Source organism: Sphingomonas sp. LR60 (assembly GCF_036855935.1).
GTDB lineage: Bacteria > Pseudomonadota > Alphaproteobacteria > Sphingomonadales > Sphingomonadaceae > Sphingomonas.
This window is the reverse complement of the sequence record NZ_JASPFK010000001.1, coordinates 1674767-1691392: the sequence shown is the minus strand read 5'-3', so window position 1 is coordinate 1691392 and position 16626 is coordinate 1674767. Positions and strand designations below refer to the sequence as shown.

General features: G+C 65.2%; 10 protein-coding genes and 3 pseudogenes. 5 read left to right on the top strand and 8 right to left on the bottom strand.

The features are described from left to right. Positions 1 to 73: 73 nt before the first annotated feature. The 3 genes from QP166_RS07655 to QP166_RS07645 all read right to left on the bottom strand — a co-directional run bounded on the left by QP166_RS07655 (position 74) and on the right by QP166_RS07645 (position 5289). Positions 74 to 1354 carry an MFS transporter gene (locus QP166_RS07655; RefSeq protein WP_333915381.1) on the bottom strand — a complete coding sequence of 427 codons (1281 nt, stop codon included), beginning with the start codon at positions 1352 to 1354 and terminating at the stop codon, positions 74 to 76. Positions 1355 to 1368: 14 nt separating this feature from the next. Further along, positions 1369 to 4410 (bottom strand): TonB-dependent receptor, encoded by a 3042-nt coding sequence (locus tag QP166_RS07650; protein ID WP_333915380.1) that lies wholly within the window; start codon positions 4408 to 4410, stop codon positions 1369 to 1371. Between the two features lie 132 nt (positions 4411 to 4542). Beyond that, positions 4543 to 5289, bottom strand: a complete 747-nt coding sequence (locus tag QP166_RS07645) for a FadR/GntR family transcriptional regulator (RefSeq protein WP_333915379.1) — start codon at positions 5287 to 5289, stop codon at positions 4543 to 4545. A 211-nt stretch (positions 5290 to 5500) separates the two neighbouring features. Here QP166_RS07645 and QP166_RS07640 point away from each other — a divergent pair. The 5 genes and pseudogenes from QP166_RS07640 to QP166_RS07620 form a co-directional block, all read left to right on the top strand. After that, positions 5501 to 6886 (top strand): annotated as a pseudogene (locus tag QP166_RS07640) (3-keto-disaccharide hydrolase); the annotation flags it as partial. After that, positions 6804 to 8234, top strand: coding sequence for a Gfo/Idh/MocA family protein (locus QP166_RS07635; protein WP_333915378.1), 1431 nt, complete (start codon positions 6804 to 6806; stop codon positions 8232 to 8234). The pseudogene QP166_RS07640 and the gene QP166_RS07635, both read left to right, overlap by 83 nt. Further along, a complete protein-coding gene (locus QP166_RS07630) occupies positions 8192 to 9091 on the top strand; it encodes an FAD:protein FMN transferase (protein ID WP_333915377.1) in 900 nt (299 codons plus the stop codon). Before QP166_RS07635 ends, QP166_RS07630 begins: the two co-directional genes overlap by 43 nt. Beyond that, positions 9091 to 10350: a Gfo/Idh/MocA family protein gene (locus tag QP166_RS07625; protein WP_333915376.1), complete on the top strand. Its 1260-nt coding sequence runs from the start codon at positions 9091 to 9093 to the stop codon at positions 10348 to 10350. Before QP166_RS07630 ends, QP166_RS07625 begins: the two co-directional genes overlap by 1 nt. Positions 10351 to 10364: 14 nt before the next feature. Next, on the top strand, positions 10365 to 11522 hold the full coding sequence (locus QP166_RS07620; RefSeq protein ID WP_333915375.1) for a Gfo/Idh/MocA family protein: 1158 nt from the start codon (positions 10365 to 10367) through the stop codon (positions 11520 to 11522). 206 nt (positions 11523 to 11728) lie between these two features. Here the strand turns inward: QP166_RS07620 and QP166_RS07615 are convergent, their stop codons facing one another. From QP166_RS07615 to tmk, 5 genes and pseudogenes are all read right to left on the bottom strand, one after another. After that, positions 11729 to 12493: an MBL fold metallo-hydrolase gene (locus QP166_RS07615; RefSeq protein ID WP_333915374.1), complete on the bottom strand. Its 765-nt coding sequence runs from the start codon at positions 12491 to 12493 to the stop codon at positions 11729 to 11731. Beyond that, positions 12490 to 13269, bottom strand: a complete 780-nt coding sequence (locus QP166_RS07610; protein ID WP_333915373.1) for a TatD family hydrolase — start codon at positions 13267 to 13269, stop codon at positions 12490 to 12492. The genes QP166_RS07615 and QP166_RS07610 overlap by 4 nt, the downstream gene beginning before the upstream one ends. After that, positions 13269 to 14818 (bottom strand): annotated as a pseudogene (gene metG / locus QP166_RS07605) (methionine--tRNA ligase). The gene QP166_RS07610 and the pseudogene metG overlap by 1 nt, the downstream one beginning before the upstream one ends. Before the next feature lie 129 nt (positions 14819 to 14947). Beyond that, positions 14948 to 15987 (bottom strand): annotated as a pseudogene (locus tag QP166_RS07600) (DNA polymerase III subunit delta'). Further along, positions 15984 to 16613 (bottom strand): dTMP kinase, encoded by a 630-nt coding sequence (gene tmk / locus QP166_RS07595; RefSeq protein ID WP_333917288.1) that lies wholly within the window; start codon positions 16611 to 16613, stop codon positions 15984 to 15986. Before tmk ends, QP166_RS07600 begins: the two are co-directional and overlap by 4 nt. Positions 16614 to 16626 lie beyond the last annotated feature (13 nt).

Sequence of the window (16626 nt, the reverse complement as noted above, 5' to 3'; positions counted from 1 at the left end):
GCGTAACGCCATCCCTGATTTATCGGCGGTCAATAACAGCGGGGCTCCGGACCCAGTCCGGAGCCCCGCTAGATCAGCGGCTCGCCTTGTTGTCGAGGCGCGGCACGAGCAGGTGGACGAGGAGCAGCGCGATCAGATAGGCGCTGCCGGCCCACAGGAACACTGGGACATAGGTGCCGACCGTTTCCAGCACCTGCCCGACATATTTGGCCATGATCATCCCGCCGATGGCGCCGGCAGCGCCGCCGATCCCCATCACCGAAGCGATCGAGGTGCGCGGGAAGGTGTCCGACACCATCGTGTAGAGGTTCGACGACCAGCCCTGATGCGCGGCAGCCGCCAGTCCGATGATCGCCACTGCGGCGGTGAGGCTGGACACGCTGCTGGCGAAGACGATCGGCGTCACGAGGATGGCGGACACGAGCAAGGCGAGCTTGCGGCCGGCATTGACGCTGAAGCCGCGCTTGATGAGTGCCGACGACAGCCAGCCGCCGCCGATGCTTCCGACGTCCGCGAGCAGATAGACGGCGATCAGCGGCGGGCCGAACGTCTTGAGATCCAGCCCGTGCCGCTTCGCGAAGAAATCGGGCAACCAGAAGAGGAAAAGGTACCAGACCGGATCGGTGAGGAATTTTGCGATAACGAACGCCCAGGTCGCGCGGCGGCGGAACAACTGGCTCCAGGGGATCGGGGCAGTGCCCGCGTCATTGTCCTGATCGGCTGCGATATAGGCCAGTTCCTGCGCGCTGACCCGTGGATGATGCGCGGGCGCACGATAGAAGAGCAGCCACGCCGCCAGCCATATGAAGCCGAGCGCGCCGGTGATGATGAAGGCCGCCTGCCAGCCGTAGCTGAGCGCGATCATCGGCACGACGATCGGCGTCGCGATCGCGCCGACATTGGCGCCGGCGTTGAGGATGCCCGCGGCCAGCGCGCGCTCCTTCTTCGGAAACCATTCGGCGACCGACTTGATTGCGGCCGGGAAGTTGGCCGCTTCGCCCAGCCCCAATGCGAAGCGCGCCATCGCGAACCCGCCGGGGCTGCGCACCAGCGCGTGGAACATCGCCGCGACGCTCCACAAGGTGATGGCGGCAGCATAGCCGAGCTTGGAGCCGACCTTGTCGATGATCGGGCCGCACGCCAGCAGCCCGATCGCATAGGCGGCCTGGAACCAGAAGACGATCGTGCCGTAATCGATCTCGGACCAGCCAAGCACCGACTGGAGTGTCGGCTTGAGGATGCCGATGACCTGCCGATCGATATAATTGATCGTGGTGGCAAAGAACAGCAAGGCGCAGATCACCCAGCGAATGTTGCCACCGGCCCTGAGCGGCGCAGGTTGTTGATCGGTCATCGGCATCCGTCAGGTCAGAGCTGGAAGTTGATCGCAAGCGCGTAGGTGCGCCCGAAATAGGCCGTGTAGAGCGGGTCCTGACGGACGGTATCGACGGTCAGCCGGTTGGTTTCGTTGGTGATGTTCGACACTTCGGCGATCAGCTTGATGTTCTCGGTCAGGTTGTACGAGGCCGAGGCGTCGACGAAGATCGAACTGGCGTTCGACGTAGAGTCCGCGTCGACCGATCCGCTCGGCACCGCTGTCAGGAACGATGCGCGATAGTTGACGGTCGAGCGGATGCTGAAGCGGCTGTCCTCATAATAAAGCGTGCCGCTTGCGGTCTCCGGCGACAGTCCGACGAGCGGCGCGGTGCGCGAGAGCGACGGGGAGATGATGTAGTTGATGTTCGATCGCACGCGCGTGAAGTTGGCGAGCGCGCCGAAATTGCTGAGGGCACCCGGCAGGAAGCGGAACGGGAGCTGCACGTTGACCTCGAACCCGCGTAACGGGCCACCGGGCGTGTTGTTGCTCCGCTGAACGGTGAACTGGTCATTGCCGCTCAGCAGCGTCCCCGACAGCAGCGACAGCGGCAGGCCGATGTCCTGGAAGGCGACGCTCGTGCTGGTCGTCTGGATGTAGCTCTCGATATTCTTGTAGAAATAGGCGAGCGAGATCAGCGAGCCGGGGGCGAAATACCATTCGAGCGACGCGTCGAAGGTATTGGCGCGGATCGGCTCGAGGAACGGGTTGCTAAACGAGGCGGTCTGAATGACCAGATTGGCGCTACCCGCGGGGATCAACTGTCCATAGGACGGGCGCGACATGACCCGCGACGTCGACAAACGCGCGATCAGATCGGGCGTAACGTCGAGCGCGAGGTTCATCGACGGCAACCAGTCGTCATAGGAACGACCGACTTCCGAGATGACGAAGCGCGACGCGAACGGCGCCCCAGCCGGCGCCGCGGCGGTGATCGGGCCGTAGGTGTCGAGCTTGGTATGGACGTAGCGGACGCCGGCATCGCCGCGCAGTGCGAACGGCAGCGCGTTGCTGGTGTCGAATTTGAACATCAAATAGCCGGTCGAATATTTCTCGCTGACCCCGCCGTAGGTCCCGCGCGCGCATTCAATGTTGCAATAGCTATAGGTGTCGAAATTGACCGCGCGACGGAATTTGTCGGGATCGACCGCGACGAAATCCTGAAGCTGACCGCCGAGGTTTTTGCCGATACCGTTGGTCACGAAGGTGAAGTCGCTGACCGACACACCGGTGGGCAGTGTCAATGGCGTGGTATTGGTCAGTTGCCGCTCCAGCGCGACATATTCGTTGGTGCGATATTGGCCGCCGACCTGCACGGTGAAACCGGGGGCCGCTTTCCATTCAGTGTTCAGTTCGAAGGTCTTGCTGGTGATCGTGTTGCGCCGGATGAAATTGGACAATTGTCCGCGCTGGTCGCCGGTGGCGAGCGGCGGGCCATATTGGAAGAGCGCTGGATTGGTGGTGTCGATGCCGTAGCCGACCTTCGGAATGTCCGGATTGTCGCGGAAGTCGATCGACCAATTGCGTGTGTCGTTCGAGTCGATCGCGACCTGAAGGCGGTTCACGTCGAGTTCCGAACGGTTGATGCCGGCAAGGCCGAAGACGCGGAACGTGTCGGAGAAGCGATGGTCGATGTTGAGGTTTACCTGCTTGTATTCCGAGGTGAATTTCTCGTCCTGCATCTCCGAGCGGAGATCGACGCCATCGAACAGGCCGTGGATCAGCGAGCCGTTGTCGTCGACTTCGATCTCTCGCACCGAGGTGAGCGGCTGACCGTTGTTCGACAGCGCACGACCGAACGAGCGGGCGTCGAACATCGTGTCGAGGCGGTTGACCTTGAAGCGCGAATACAGGCCATCGATCGAGATGTCGGTGAGATCGCTTGGCTTCCATTGCAGCGTCAACGATCCGGCGATCCGCTGCTGGTCCTGGCTGCTCTTCACCGGGCGTGGCAGCCGGGGCAGGAACACGCCGCCACCCGGACGGCCATTCGCGCCGGGGCGGCTCATGATGTAATCATAAGCCGCAGCAGTGCCGGTGCGGGGATTGTTGGTGCTGCAATTGTTGGCGTCCGCGCCGATCGGCGTGCCGTTCGATTGCGTGAACCCGCTGCTGGGGCCGTTCACCGCCACACCGCGATAGGTGTAGCCGACGGGGGTGCAGAACGGGAGGATCAGTGAGCGGTTCGGGCCGCTGCCGATCAGCGGGTCGGTCGATGTCCGGGGAACGCTCGATGGAGCCTCGAGGCCGTAGACATAGGTCGGGACCACGTCGGCTGCCGAATAGGCATATTCGTCGATGTGGCGCTTCGAATAGGCGATGCTGCCGAGGATCCCGAACGTGTCGCCGAACTTCTTCGAGAACAGCGCCGACAGCCGCGGGTCGACGTCCTTCTTGATGTCGTTGTAGATGCCGCGAGCGGTGCCTGAGAAGACGAAGTCCTTCTTCTGGTCGAACGGGCGGGGCGCGCGCAGATCGACGGTTGCGCCCAGCGAGCCTTCCTCGACGTCGGCGGACATCGTCTTGCGAACCGACAGCGCCGAGAAGATCTCGGTCGGGAAGGTCACAAAGTCGAATGACCGCCCGGTCGCGACGCCGCCGCGGATATCACTACCGCTGACCTGCGACACGCCTTCCATACCGTTGATGCGGACGCGCGTGAATTGCGCGCCGAGCCCGCGGACCGAGATGTTGCGCCCTTCGCCACCGTCACCACGCGACAGTGCGACGCCGGGGATGCGCTGCATCGATTCGGCGAGGTTGGAGTCGGGGAATTTGCCGATATCTTCGGCGACGATGCTGTCGATCGCGGCCGTCTCGTTGCGCTTCTGGTTGAGCGCGTTGTTCAGCGCGGCGCGAAAACCGGTGACGACGATATCGGCGACCTGACCCTCGGGCAGTTCCTGATCGGCGCTGGCGGCGGCAGGTGAGGGCGTCTGGCCGGTCGTCTGCGCTGCGAGCGGCGTGGCGGCGACCATGCTCATCAGACTGATCGAGACGTGCAGATGGCGCTTAAAGCGGTGCTGACTGGTCAAAAACCCTCTCCCTGTCGGCCGGCACGCTGCGTTGTGCAATCCGGGCGCTGTCTTGTGACAGTCGCCCAAGCGTGTCCTAACCGAGTTGTCAGGTAGCATTGTCAGTCCATGCTGACAATGCACTCGCTTGCTTTAAACCGCGCGGCGTCTGAGCGCATGACGACGCTGTGTCGCCTCGGCACGCGCCCGCTCGACCGCCTCGGTCTCGGTCACGTCGAGCAGATGGTCGATCACGCGGCTTAGATGGTCGCGCATCGCGTTGCGCGCGTCGACCGGCGAGCGCGCCTCAAGCGCCGCGAGGATGCGGCCATGTTCCGCCATGCGGCTCTCCGTGCCGAGGCTGCCTGCCTTGACGAGCACCTCGCGCGCGAGCGGGGAGCGGAACCGCATGTCCCAGAAGTCGGTGACGGCGGCGATGATCACCGCATTGCCGGTCGCCTCGGCGATCGCGATGTGGAAACGGCGGTCGGCATCTTCGGCAACCGTTACGTCACTCTGCTCCATTTGCCCCAGCAAGGCGCGGAGTTCGGCGAGTTGCGCGGCATCGATCTCAGTGGCGGCGACCGCCGCGACCTCACCTTCCAGCAGCCGTCGCGCTTCGGTGATCTCGAACGCGCCGATATCCAGCTCGCGACTCGCATCGACCGCGCCGGTCGCGAGCACGAAAACCCCGGATCCCTTGCGAGCCTCGACGATGCCCTGCATCTCCAAGGCGATCATCGCCTCGCGCACGGTAGGGCGACTCACCTTGAACCGCTCGGTCAGGTCGCGTTCGGCGGGAAGGCGCGCACCCACGGGATAGATGCCGGCGGCGATGTCGGTCATGATCGCATCGACGATCCCGCGATACAGCTTGCCGCCACTTTCTGTCTTGCGCATCGAACGTCCGTTTCGTCAGCAGGGCGCATCGACCGCGACGGCGCCGGAGATCGACCGTAGCCGAACGCGAAGCAGACGCCAATGTCTGACATCTCTATTGCAAGTGGTCGGGCCGCGACTTAGGCTCGTGAGGTGAAGAGGTGCGGAAGCATCCGAAAAACAGGACGGTCCACGCCATCGGCGCGGCCGCGGCATTAGGGCAGGATACTCGATGAAGGTCCGTACACTCGCAGCGGCGGCATTGCTGGCCACGACGCTCTCTACCGCAGGCACGGCGCGGCCGCCGCAAGCCCGTCAACAGAATGCTCCGTGGCGCGACGTGACGCCGCGCGCCGGGCTGGCCGGTTGGCACAAGGTCGGCGGCACCGCCACCTACGATGTCGCGGGCGGCGAGCTGGTCGGGCGCGCCGAGCCGGGCAAGACCAACAGCTGGCTGGTGTCGGACGCGCAATATGGCGACTTCATCATCGAGTTCGATGCGAAGACCGATCCCGCGCTCAATTCGGGCGTGATGATCCGCGGGCAGAGCCGCCCGGATTATCGCAACGGTGTCGTATTCGGCTATCAGGCCGAGATCGATCCGTCGAAGCGCGCCTGGAGCGGCGGGCTGTATGACGAGCAGCGCCGTCAGTGGCTGTATACGCTCGGACGTAACGAGGCGGCACGGAAGACCTTCCGTTCCGGCGACTGGAACCACTATCGCGTCGAGGCGATCGGCAACCGGCTGCGCACCTGGATCAACGGTGTGCCGGCCGCGGACGTCGTCGACGATATGGACGCGCGCGGCTTCATCGCCTTTCAGGTCCATGCCATTCCCGATGCCGATGCGGCGCGGCATCCAGAGGCCCGGTTCCGCAACGTCCGGATGATCACCGATCGCCCTGCGCGCTTCGCGATGCCGGCCACCGGACTGGAGCAGCAGGGTTGGCTGTCGAACCGCTTGTCGGACGGCGAGCGCCGCGCGGGCTGGAAGCTGTTGTGGGACGGGCGCACCAGCACCGGATGGAAGGCTGCCAAGGCAAGCGGCTTCCCGACCAAGGGCTGGGCGATCGGTAACGGCCTGCTGACCGTCGAGGGCGCCAATGGTGCGGAGTCGACCAACGGCGGCGACATCGTCACGACGCGCGAATATAAGAATTTCGAACTGTCGGTTGACTTCCGCCTGACCGAAGGCGCCAACAGCGGTGTCAAATATTTCGTCGATCCCGACCTGTCGAAGGGGGAGGGGTCGGCGATCGGGCTGGAATATCAATTGCTCGACGACGCGCGCCACCCTGACGCCAAGCGCGGGCGCGACGGCAATCGCACGATCGGCTCCCTCTATGACCTGATTCCCGCGCGCAACCTTTCCGACCCGAGCAGCCTCGGCAAGCGCGTCAACCCGCCAGGCGAGTGGAACCGCGCGGTGATCGTCTCGCGCGGTCGGCATGTCGAACACTGGCTCAACGGCTTCAAGGTCGTCGAATATGAGCGTGGCTCGCCCGAGTTCCGCGCGCTGGTGGCGCAAAGCAAATATGCCAAATGGCCGTCGTTCGGCGAACGGGCGCAAGGCCCGATCCTGTTGCAGGACCATGGCGATCGGGTCGACTTCCGATCGATCAAGATCCGCGAATATCGAGGGGAATGCACCGATGATCGATCGTCGCACGATGTTGACCGGGGCCGGCGCGGCACTGGGAGTCGCGATCAGCGCGCGAAGCTATGCCCAGATCAAGGGCGCGAACGACCGGCTGCGCGTCGCGGTGGTCGGGGTCAACGGCCGCGGACAGGCGCATCTCAGCGCGTTCAGCAAGCAGCCGAATGTCGCGATCACCCACCTTGTCGACGTGGACTCGGACGTGCTCGCCAAGCGTGCCGCCGCCTTCGCCGCCAAGGGCAACAGCGCGATCAAGACCGAGGGCGATTACCGCCGGTTGCTCGATCGCAAAGCGGTCGATGTCATCACCGTCGCCACCCCGGACCATTGGCACGCCAAGCTCGCGATCGACGCGATGGATTCCGGGCGGCATTGTTACATGGAAAAGCCGATCGGGATCGCGCCCGCCGAGGGCGAGGCGCTGATCGCGACCCAGAAGCGCACCGGGCGCGTGCTGCAGGTCGGCAACCAGCAGCGCTCGAGCCCCGAGACGCAGCAGCTGGGGGCGTTGATCCGCGCCGGGGAGTTGGGCGACATCTATGAGGCGCAGACCTGGTACGCCAACAATCGCGGCTCGATCGGCAAGGGCAATGTTGTCGCGCCTCCGGCCAATCTCAATTGGGATTTGTGGCAGGGGCCACGTCCACGCGGTGAGTATCGCTCGAACCTCGTCCATTATAACTGGCACTGGTTCTGGAAGTACGGCACCGGCGAAATCTGCAACAACGCGATGCACGAACTGGACGTCGCGCGCTGGCTGATGGGGCTGACCTATCCGAACACGGTGGCGGCCCGTGGCGCGAAGCGCTTCCACGCGGGCGACGACTGGGAAATGTACGACTCGCTCGCGCTCGATCTCACCTATGACGACAATCGCGTGATCCGCTGGAAGGGCGAAAGCTGCAACGGGCAGCAGACCTACGGTCGCGGTCGCGGGGTGCTGTTGCTCGGCACCAAGGGATCGGCGATCGTCGATCGCAACGGCTTCGAGCTATATGATTTGGCGGGCAAGCAGACCCGGCAGGTCAAGGCGGCTGCAACGTCGGAGACGACCGGGACGGTCGGGGAAGGCGTGCTCGACGTCTATCACGCGCGCAACTTCGTGGACGTGATCCGCGGCAAGGCAAGCGCGCTCGCTTCGCCGATCGCCGAGGGGCATATCAGCACCACGCTCTGCCACCTCGGCAACATCGCCTATCGCACCAACAGCGTGCTGACGATCGACCCGGCGACGGGCAAGCCCGCCAGCGCCGAGGCGATGAAATTGTGGGCGGTCGACTATCAGCCGGGCTGGGAGGTGAGGGCCTGACCCAGCCGGCCGTCTCGACCCGCGCACTGACCGCGACCGGCGAACTGTGCTTCGCCGCGATGGGAACGCGTATCGAGCTGCACCGCTTCGGTGGCGGTGCGCCCGAGGCGCTGGCCATGGCGCAGCGCGCGATCGAGCTTGTCGATGACGCGCTGACGATTCATCGGCCATCGCCGGCGACGGCGCTGAACGAGGCGCTGCGCAGCGGACGATGCGCAGCGATCGACGACCCGATCCTGCTCGACGCGTTGGTCCGTATCGATGATGCGCGCAGTGTGACGGCCGGTCTGTTCGATCCCAGTGTCGATGCGCGACATGGCTCGGTCGGCTGGAAGGACGTACGGCTGGATCGACGCGCGATGACGATCGCCTGCGCCGCGCCGATCGCGATGGACTTCGGTGGATTCGGTAAGGGGTATGCGCTCGATCGTGCGGTGGTGGCGTTACGCGAGACGCAGGTCGATTGCGCGTTGCTGTCGGCGGGGGAAAGCTCGATCGCGGTGATTGGCGAGCACCCGCTGGGCGGCGCGTGGTCGTTCGCCATTCCCGATCCTCGCGACGCCGAGCAGATGCTGGTCGAGGTCGCGCTGATCGATGAGGCGCTGTCGATCTCGGCGACGATCGGCGGCGGGATCGATGCGCCCGAGCGCGCGGCGATGCTGCGGCCGGGTGACGCCGCCGCGATCGTTGCGCCACGCACGGCGATCGTCGTCGACCGCAGCGGCGCGATGGCAGAGATGTTGAGTACCGCGCTGATCGTGGCGGATGACGCCGCGGCACGACGGCTGCATGATGGGACCAGGCGGATGCTCTTCGAACTCGAGACTGCTGCCGCACCGACCAGGATGTTCGTTTGATGACCGACAAGATATTCGATGTGACGCGTCGCACGTTCCTCGATCGTGTGTTGATGGCCACTGCCGGCAGCGTGATGGCGACCGCGACGCCATGGGCGGCGATCGCCGCCGGTGCGGAAACCGCCGGGTCGGGCAAGGTGCGGCTCGGCGTGATCGGAACCGGCGATCGCGGACGCGCGCTGATCCAGAATATCGCAAAGACGCGCAACTGCGTGGTCGCCGCGATGTGCGACACCTATGCACCGAACCTCGGCAAGGCGCGTAAATGGGCGGCGGGCACGCCCGAGTTCAGCGATCATCGCGCGATGCTCGACGCACGCGGACTGGACGCGGTGGTGATCGCGACGCCGCTCCATCGCCACGCACAGCATACGTTCGACGCGATGGACGCCGGGCTCCACGTCTGGTGCGAGAAGGCGATGGCGCGAACGATCGCGGATTGTGGACGCATGGTCGAGCGCGCGCGTGCGCGGGGCAAGATCCTCCAGATCGGGCATCAGCGCATGTTCCATCCGACCTATCTCAACGCGTTGCGCCGCGTGAAGGCCGGGGAGATCGGCTCGATCACGCAGATCCGTGCGAGCTGGCATCGCAACAATGCGTGGCGTCGCCCGGTCCCTGCCGACAGCGATGATCGCCGGATCAACTGGCGGTTGTACCGCGAAAGCTCGGCAGGGTTGATGACCGAGCTGGCGACCCACCAGCTTCAGGTCGGCAACTGGTTTCTCGATGGCGTGCCGACCCGGGTGATCGGCTCGGGCAGCATCTGCTTCTGGAAGGACGGGCGTGAGGTCTACGACCATGTCGCGCTGATCTACGAATATGCGGGCGGCAGGAAGGTGATCTACACCTCGCTGCTCAACAACGCCCGTTACGGATGCGAGGAGCAGATCCAGGGCAGCAAGGGAACGATCGAGCCCGAACTCGGCCGCATCTATCAGGAGGTGCCGGCGCGTGCGCTGGCGTTGCAGCGGATGCAGGCCGACGTGAAGCGGGGGCACAAGCGCACGATCCCGATCGGCGGCGCGACGTGGTTTCCGGAACTGCCGGTGACGACTCCGGGTGAGTCGCTCGGCTGGGGCGAGTACGACGAGACGATGCTGCAGTTCGAAGGCTTCGGCGAGGCGGTCCGTTCGGGCAAACCGCTGCCGGGTTTGTTGCAGCAGGCCTATTACGCCAGCGTGGCCTCGCTGCTCGGCGAACAGGCGATGGACCGCGGGGAGGCGATGACCTGGCCGACGTCGCTGGTTACGGTTTGAGGGGGACGAAGACGATGACGCATTCCGATCGCCGTTCGGTGCTGGGGTTGGGGTTGAGCGCAGGGTTGATGGGGTTGGCCGGCGATGCGCTGGCGCAATCCGCGACCCGCGGCGACGCGCCGACCGAAACCGCCGTCGCCAAACCTGCATCGGAGGCCAAGTACCGCGTGCCGTTCGCCGTGATCCGGATGGATCACAACCACATCTACGGGATCACCGATGCGATGATCCGCGGGGGCGGGGTGCTCACCAGCTTCTATGCGACCGATCCGCAGCAGATCGCGGCGTTCCGCCAACGCTATCCCGGCGCGAAGCTGGCGCGGAGCGAGGACGAGATCCTTCAGGATCGTGCGATCAAGTTGGTGTGCAGCGCCGCGATCCCCAGTTTGCGTGCACCGCTCGGCATCCGCGTGATGCGCGCGGGCAAGGACTATCTCAGCGACAAGGCGGCGGTGACCACGCTCGCGCAGCTCGCCGACGTGCGCCGTGCGATCAAGGAGACCGGGCGCAAGTACGGGATCATGTATTCCGAACGGCTGGAGGTGCCCGCCGCGGTAATGGCTGGGCAGATGGTGCACGACGGCGCGATCGGGCGCGTGATCCAGACCATCAACCTCGCGCCGCATCGCCTGTCCGCGTCGAACCGTCCGGCGTGGTTCTGGGATCCGGCGCGCAACGGTGGCATCCTTACCGATGTCGGCAGCCACCAGGCCGATCAGTTCGTCTATCTGACGGGCAGTACGCGCGCGCAGGTGCTCGCGTCGCAAACCGGCAATTTCGCGCACCCGGAGCATCCGAAGTTCGAGGATTTCGGTGATATGATGCTCCACGGCAGCGGTGGAGCCGGGTATATTCGGGTCGATTGGTTCACCCCGGACGGTTTGCCGACCTGGGGTGACGGCCGACTCTTCATCCTCGGCACCGAGGGATATATCGAGCTACGTAAGTACGTTGACATCGCCGGGCACCCCGGCGGCAACCATCTGTTCATCGCCGATCGCAAGGGCACGCGCTACATCGACTGCTCAAAAGTCCCGCTGCCATTCGGCCCGCAATTCATCAACGATATCGTCGAAGGCACATCTGTGGCGCAGGATCAGGCGGGCGCCTTGCTGGCAGCGGAACTGGTGCTGACGGCGGAGGCTAAGGCGACCAAGGCGACGCCAGGGTAACGCGTAGCCGTCCATCCAGCTTCACAGTCAATCTCGATAATCTACATTATGTAAAACTGCGAAGAAGTATGGCGAGGAGGCTATGATCCCCAGCCAGATAGCGCCGTACTTCAGCGTGGTTCCTAACGGCACACGCCGTGCGACCAGCGCTGCAAGCGGCAGAACTAGGACGATCAATAGGATTGCGGCCTGCATTGCTCTGTCGCTCACGCCGACCACTCCCAGCCATCGAAGCCCGGTTCTACGCCCGGCGGTAGTTCGGCGCAGAGCGTGGCGTAGTCCATCGACTGATCCATGTGGACTAGTGCGGTTTGGCGTGGTTTTAGGTCGTCGGTCCAGCCCAGCACCGTTGCTAGGTCGGGATGCGTGGGATGTGGGCGGCGTCGCAGGGCGTCGACGATCCAGACGTCGAGGTGCTGGTAATGCTGCTGCATGTCGGCGGTCATTGCGCTGATATCAGTGGCATAGCCAATGACATGGCCGCCGGCTTCGAAGCGCAATCCCGCTGAGGTGATGCCGCCGTGCGGTTGGTCGACGATGCTGATATCGATCGCGCCGATGCGAAGTTTATCCGGCAAGTCATTGAGATTTACCGTGGGCGGGTATCCGCGATTGCCTTCGAAGACATAGCCGAATTGGCGGCGAAGCGCTGCGGCAGTGCGCGGCCGGGCGTATCCCTCTACCGGACGTCCGAGCGCATGGTAGACCTGACGAAGATCATCGATTCCAAAGACATGATCGGCGTGCTCGTGCGTCCAGATCACCGCATCGAACGTGTTCACGTCGGCGTCGAGCAATTGCTGACGCATGTCCGGGCTGGTGTCGACCAGGATACGCTTACCGTCGTGCTCGACGAGAATTGATGATCTTTTCCGACGGTTACGAGGTTCTTCTGGATCGCAATCGCCCCAGTCGTTGCCGATCCGGGGGACACCGGAGGACGTGCCCGAGCCGAGAATGCGGACCTTCACCGTGACAGCGTCTTGCTGAAGAGATGGTGAAAGTTGTGCGCCGTATACGACCGTAAATCCTCGACTTCCTCGCCACGTAGGTTGGCGAGAAACGCCGCGGTGTCGGCGACGAACGCCGGCTCCCCCGGCTTGCCGCGGTTCGGAACGGGCGCAAGAAACGGCGCATCCGTTTCGATCAGGAGCCGCTCACGCGGCAAACGTGCGGCGGTTTGCTGCAAGTCGGTCGCGTTGCGGAACGTCACGATGCCGGAAACAGAAATGAACAGGCCGAGTTGTAGCGCCGCATCGGCGAAAATACCGCTTGCGGTGAAGCAGTGGATCACACCGGTGAAGCTTCCTTCCTCCATTCCCTCACGCAGGATCGCGAGCGTGTCATCCTCGGCGTCGCGGGTGTGGACGACGATCGGCACCTGCAGAGCGCGCGCGGCGGCAATGTGCGCGCGGAAGCTCGCCTGCTGCCGCGCGCGATCTGAATGCTCGTAATGATAGTCGAGCCCACTCTCACCGACGCCGACAACGCGGGGGTGCTGGCCGCGCGCCACAAGCTTGGCGGTGTCGACGTGCGGGTGGGCGTCCGCCTCGTGGGGGTGGATGCCCACCGTCGCCCAGACATCGGGCTCGCGTTCGGCGGTGGCCAGCACCGCATCCCACTCGCTCTCTCTGGTGGCGATGTTGAGCATCGCGGTTACGCCGCGCGCGCGGGCGCGTTCGAGCACCGCCTGCTGTTCCTCGACCAACCCCTTGTAGTTGAGGTGGCAATGGCTGTCCGCGAGCATCAGGCCGGCTCCGCCTCGACAGGCATTTCAAGCCGCGGGAAAGCCGGCGTCGGCGTCGCGAGTACGAAGCCGGCAGCGACCTGCCGAGCGTACCAGCCGTCATCGTCGACCGCCGCGTGCGTTCGATCGTCGGCGCCGAGCAGATCGAGCACGCGCCCCGCCCCGGCCGGCACCACCGGCAGGATCGTAATCGCGAGCATCCGGATCGCGCGGACCAACGTGCCGAGCACGGCGTGCATCCGCTCCGGATCGGTCTTGCGCAACGCCCATGGCGCCTGTGCGTCGATATATTGGTTGCACGCAAAGACGCCGCGCATCCAAGCCTCGATGCCCTGGCTGAGCATCAGATCGGCGAACGCCGCCTTGAAGCCGGCACAGGCGACGACGACCTCCTCGATCAACTGCCCGTCTGCGACGTCGGTGCGCCCGGCCTCTGGGAACGTACCGCCAAGGTTCTTGGCGATGAATGACAGGGTGCGCTGCGCGAGATTGCCGAAGGCATTCGCCAGTTCGGCGTTGACGCGGGTGACGATCGCATCGGCGGCGTAGCTGCCGTCCTGTCCGAAGCTGACCTCACGGAGAAGGAAATAGCGTAGACCGTCGACGCCGAAGGCGTTCGCCAGATCGAGCGGATCGACGACGTTGCCGAGGCTCTTCGACATCTTCTCGCCGCGGTGGAGCAGGAAGCCGTGGCCGAAGACAGTCTTCGGTAACGCAACGCCGGCGGACATCAGGAACGCCGGCCAGTAAACAGCGTGGAAGCGGACGATATCCTTGCCGATCAGATGCAGATCGGCCGGCCAATGCGGCATGTCGCCATCGGGATAACCCGCGCCGGTCAGGTAATTGGTCAGTGCATCGACCCAGACGTACATGACGTGTCCGGGGCTGTCGGGGACCGGCACACCCCAATCGAAGCTGGTACGCGACACCGACAAGTCGGACAGCCCGCCCTCGACGAAGCGCAGAATCTCGTTTCGGCGGGAGTCCGGCCGGATGAAGTCGGGGTTGGCGGCGTAGAAGTCGAGCAGCGGCTGCTGGTATTTGGACAGGCGGAAGAACCATGTCTCTTCCGCGGTCCATGTCACCGGCGTGCCCTGCGGCGACAACTTCTCGCCCCCTGCCCGTCGACCAGTTCCTTCTCGTCGTAGAAGGCTTCGTCGCGAACCGAGTACCAGCCCTCGTAACGGTCGAGGTACAGGTCGCCTGCGGCCGCCATCGCGCGCCACAGCGCCTGGCTGGCGAGATGATGATCGGCATCGGTCGTGCGGATGAAGCGATCATAGCTGATGCTCAAGGCGTCGCACATCGACCTGAAATAGCCGGACATTTCATCGGCGAGTGCGCGGACCTCGACGCCCTTGTCGCGCGCGGTCTGCACCATCTTCAGCCCGTGCTCGTCGGTGCCGGTCTGAAAGCGGACGTCGCGCCCGGCCTGCCGCTGGAACCGTGCGATGGCGTCGGCGGCGATCGCTTCATAGGCATGGCCGATATGCGGACGGCCATTAGGATAGCTGATCGCGGTGGTGATGTAGAAGGGTTCGCCCATGGCGTCGTCCTAGGGTTTGACGATCGGTAGAACAAGCGCGCGGTGGCGTGTGGGACGCTGGCTCGACCCGTACGGCTTGAACGGTCGGCTATCTGCCTCCATTGCGAGTGCAGCGAGGCACACGACGTCTTACGGGCCCGGTTCTGGATTGCTTCGCTGCGCTCGCAATGACGGGCTGACTTCGTGAAGCTTACCGGGCTCCGCCAGTCGCGCGACGATTCCGGTCAGCTCGTAGACGGTACCTTGCGTGTCTAGCGACAGGCTGCGCGCGGCGGCCGCGACTTGGCGTGCCTCGTCATAGGCATCGAGCGCAGCACGCAAATCTTCACCGACGCGCAGTGCGGTCATTCGCGCGATGACGGTCGGCACGCGATCGAGGAACGCCTCGTAACGGGCTTGTGCGGTCTTGGGTGACAAGGCCCGCGCGAGGGCGGCGCGGCGCGAGAGCATCGGATCGCCATCGCGCCCGATCGCCTCGACCGCGGTGTCGAGCGCGCCGAGATCGAGCCCGGCATAGCCGATCGCGCGGCCGGGCGCCCCTCCCCGATCCGCACCAGCGCCGCGCGCTCCTCGGCATCGGCCTCCGGCAAGGCTTCGGCAAGGACCGCGGCCATGTCGGCATCGTCGAGCGGATCGAAGCGGAGCAGCCGGCAGCGGGAGCGGATCGTCGGCAGCAGCCGGCCGGGCGCATGACTGACCAGCAGAAACACCGTGCCGGCGGGCGGCTCCTCCAGACTCTTGAGCAGCGCGTTCGACGCGCCGGGGCGTTCGAGATCGTCGGCGGCGTCGATCACGATCACACGGCGCGGCGACAGCGACGGCATCGTGCCGAGGAACGGCCCGAGGCTGCGGATCTGGTCGACGGTGATCGACCGTGCGAGTTCGTCTTCCTTGTCCTTCTTCGCGAGCCGCCGCAGCACGCGCAGATCGGGGTGCGATCCTGCCGCCGCAAGCCTTGCCGCGGGATGCTCGTCAGGCACGCTAAAGCCGGGAGGCAGAGCGCCGGGCGTCATTGCGTCGGCGAGCAATCGCAATGCCGCGGCCTGCGCGAACGTCCCCTTGCCGACGCCGTGCGGCCCGGCAAGCAACCAGGCATGGTGGAGCGCGCCACCGGTGCTCGCGGCCAGAAATGCGTCGATCGCGGCGCGGTGGCCACGCACCGTCGTCACGGCAGCAAGTCCGCCAACGCGTCGAGCATCGCAGCGGTCACCGCGGAAGCGGGCATGGTCGCGTCAATCTGGCGGAACCGCTCCGGATCGCTGACCGCGAACGCGTCGAAGGCGGCGGTGACCGCGCCGTGGAAGCCCGGATCGCGGCGCGCGAAGCGATCGGCGGCGGTCCCGTCGCGCGCCGCGGCGCGCGCTGCCCCCACGTCCGCCGGAAGCGTGAGCAGGAAGGTACGATCGGGAAGCAGCCCCGATGCGCCGAACCCATGCAGCATGAGGATTGCGGCGTCGTCGATCCCGCCCGCGACCCCCTGATAGGCGCGTGTCGAATCGATATAACGGTCGCAGATTACCCAGCGACCGGCGTCGAGCGCGGGGCGGATCACCTTCTCGACATGATCGGCGCGCGCGGCGGCGAACAGCAACGCCTCGGCGCGCGCGCTCCAGCGCGTGGTGTCGCCCTGCATCAGCAGAGCGCGGATCGCCTCCGCCCCCTCGCTGCCGCCGGGTTCGCGGGTCACGACGGTGTCGATGCCGCGTTCGGCGAGGGCGGCGGCGAGCGCGCGGACCTGCGTCGACTTGCCCGCCCCCTCCCCGCCTTCGAGGCTAAGAAACCGCCCTTTCGTCATCCCGCTGCTGCCG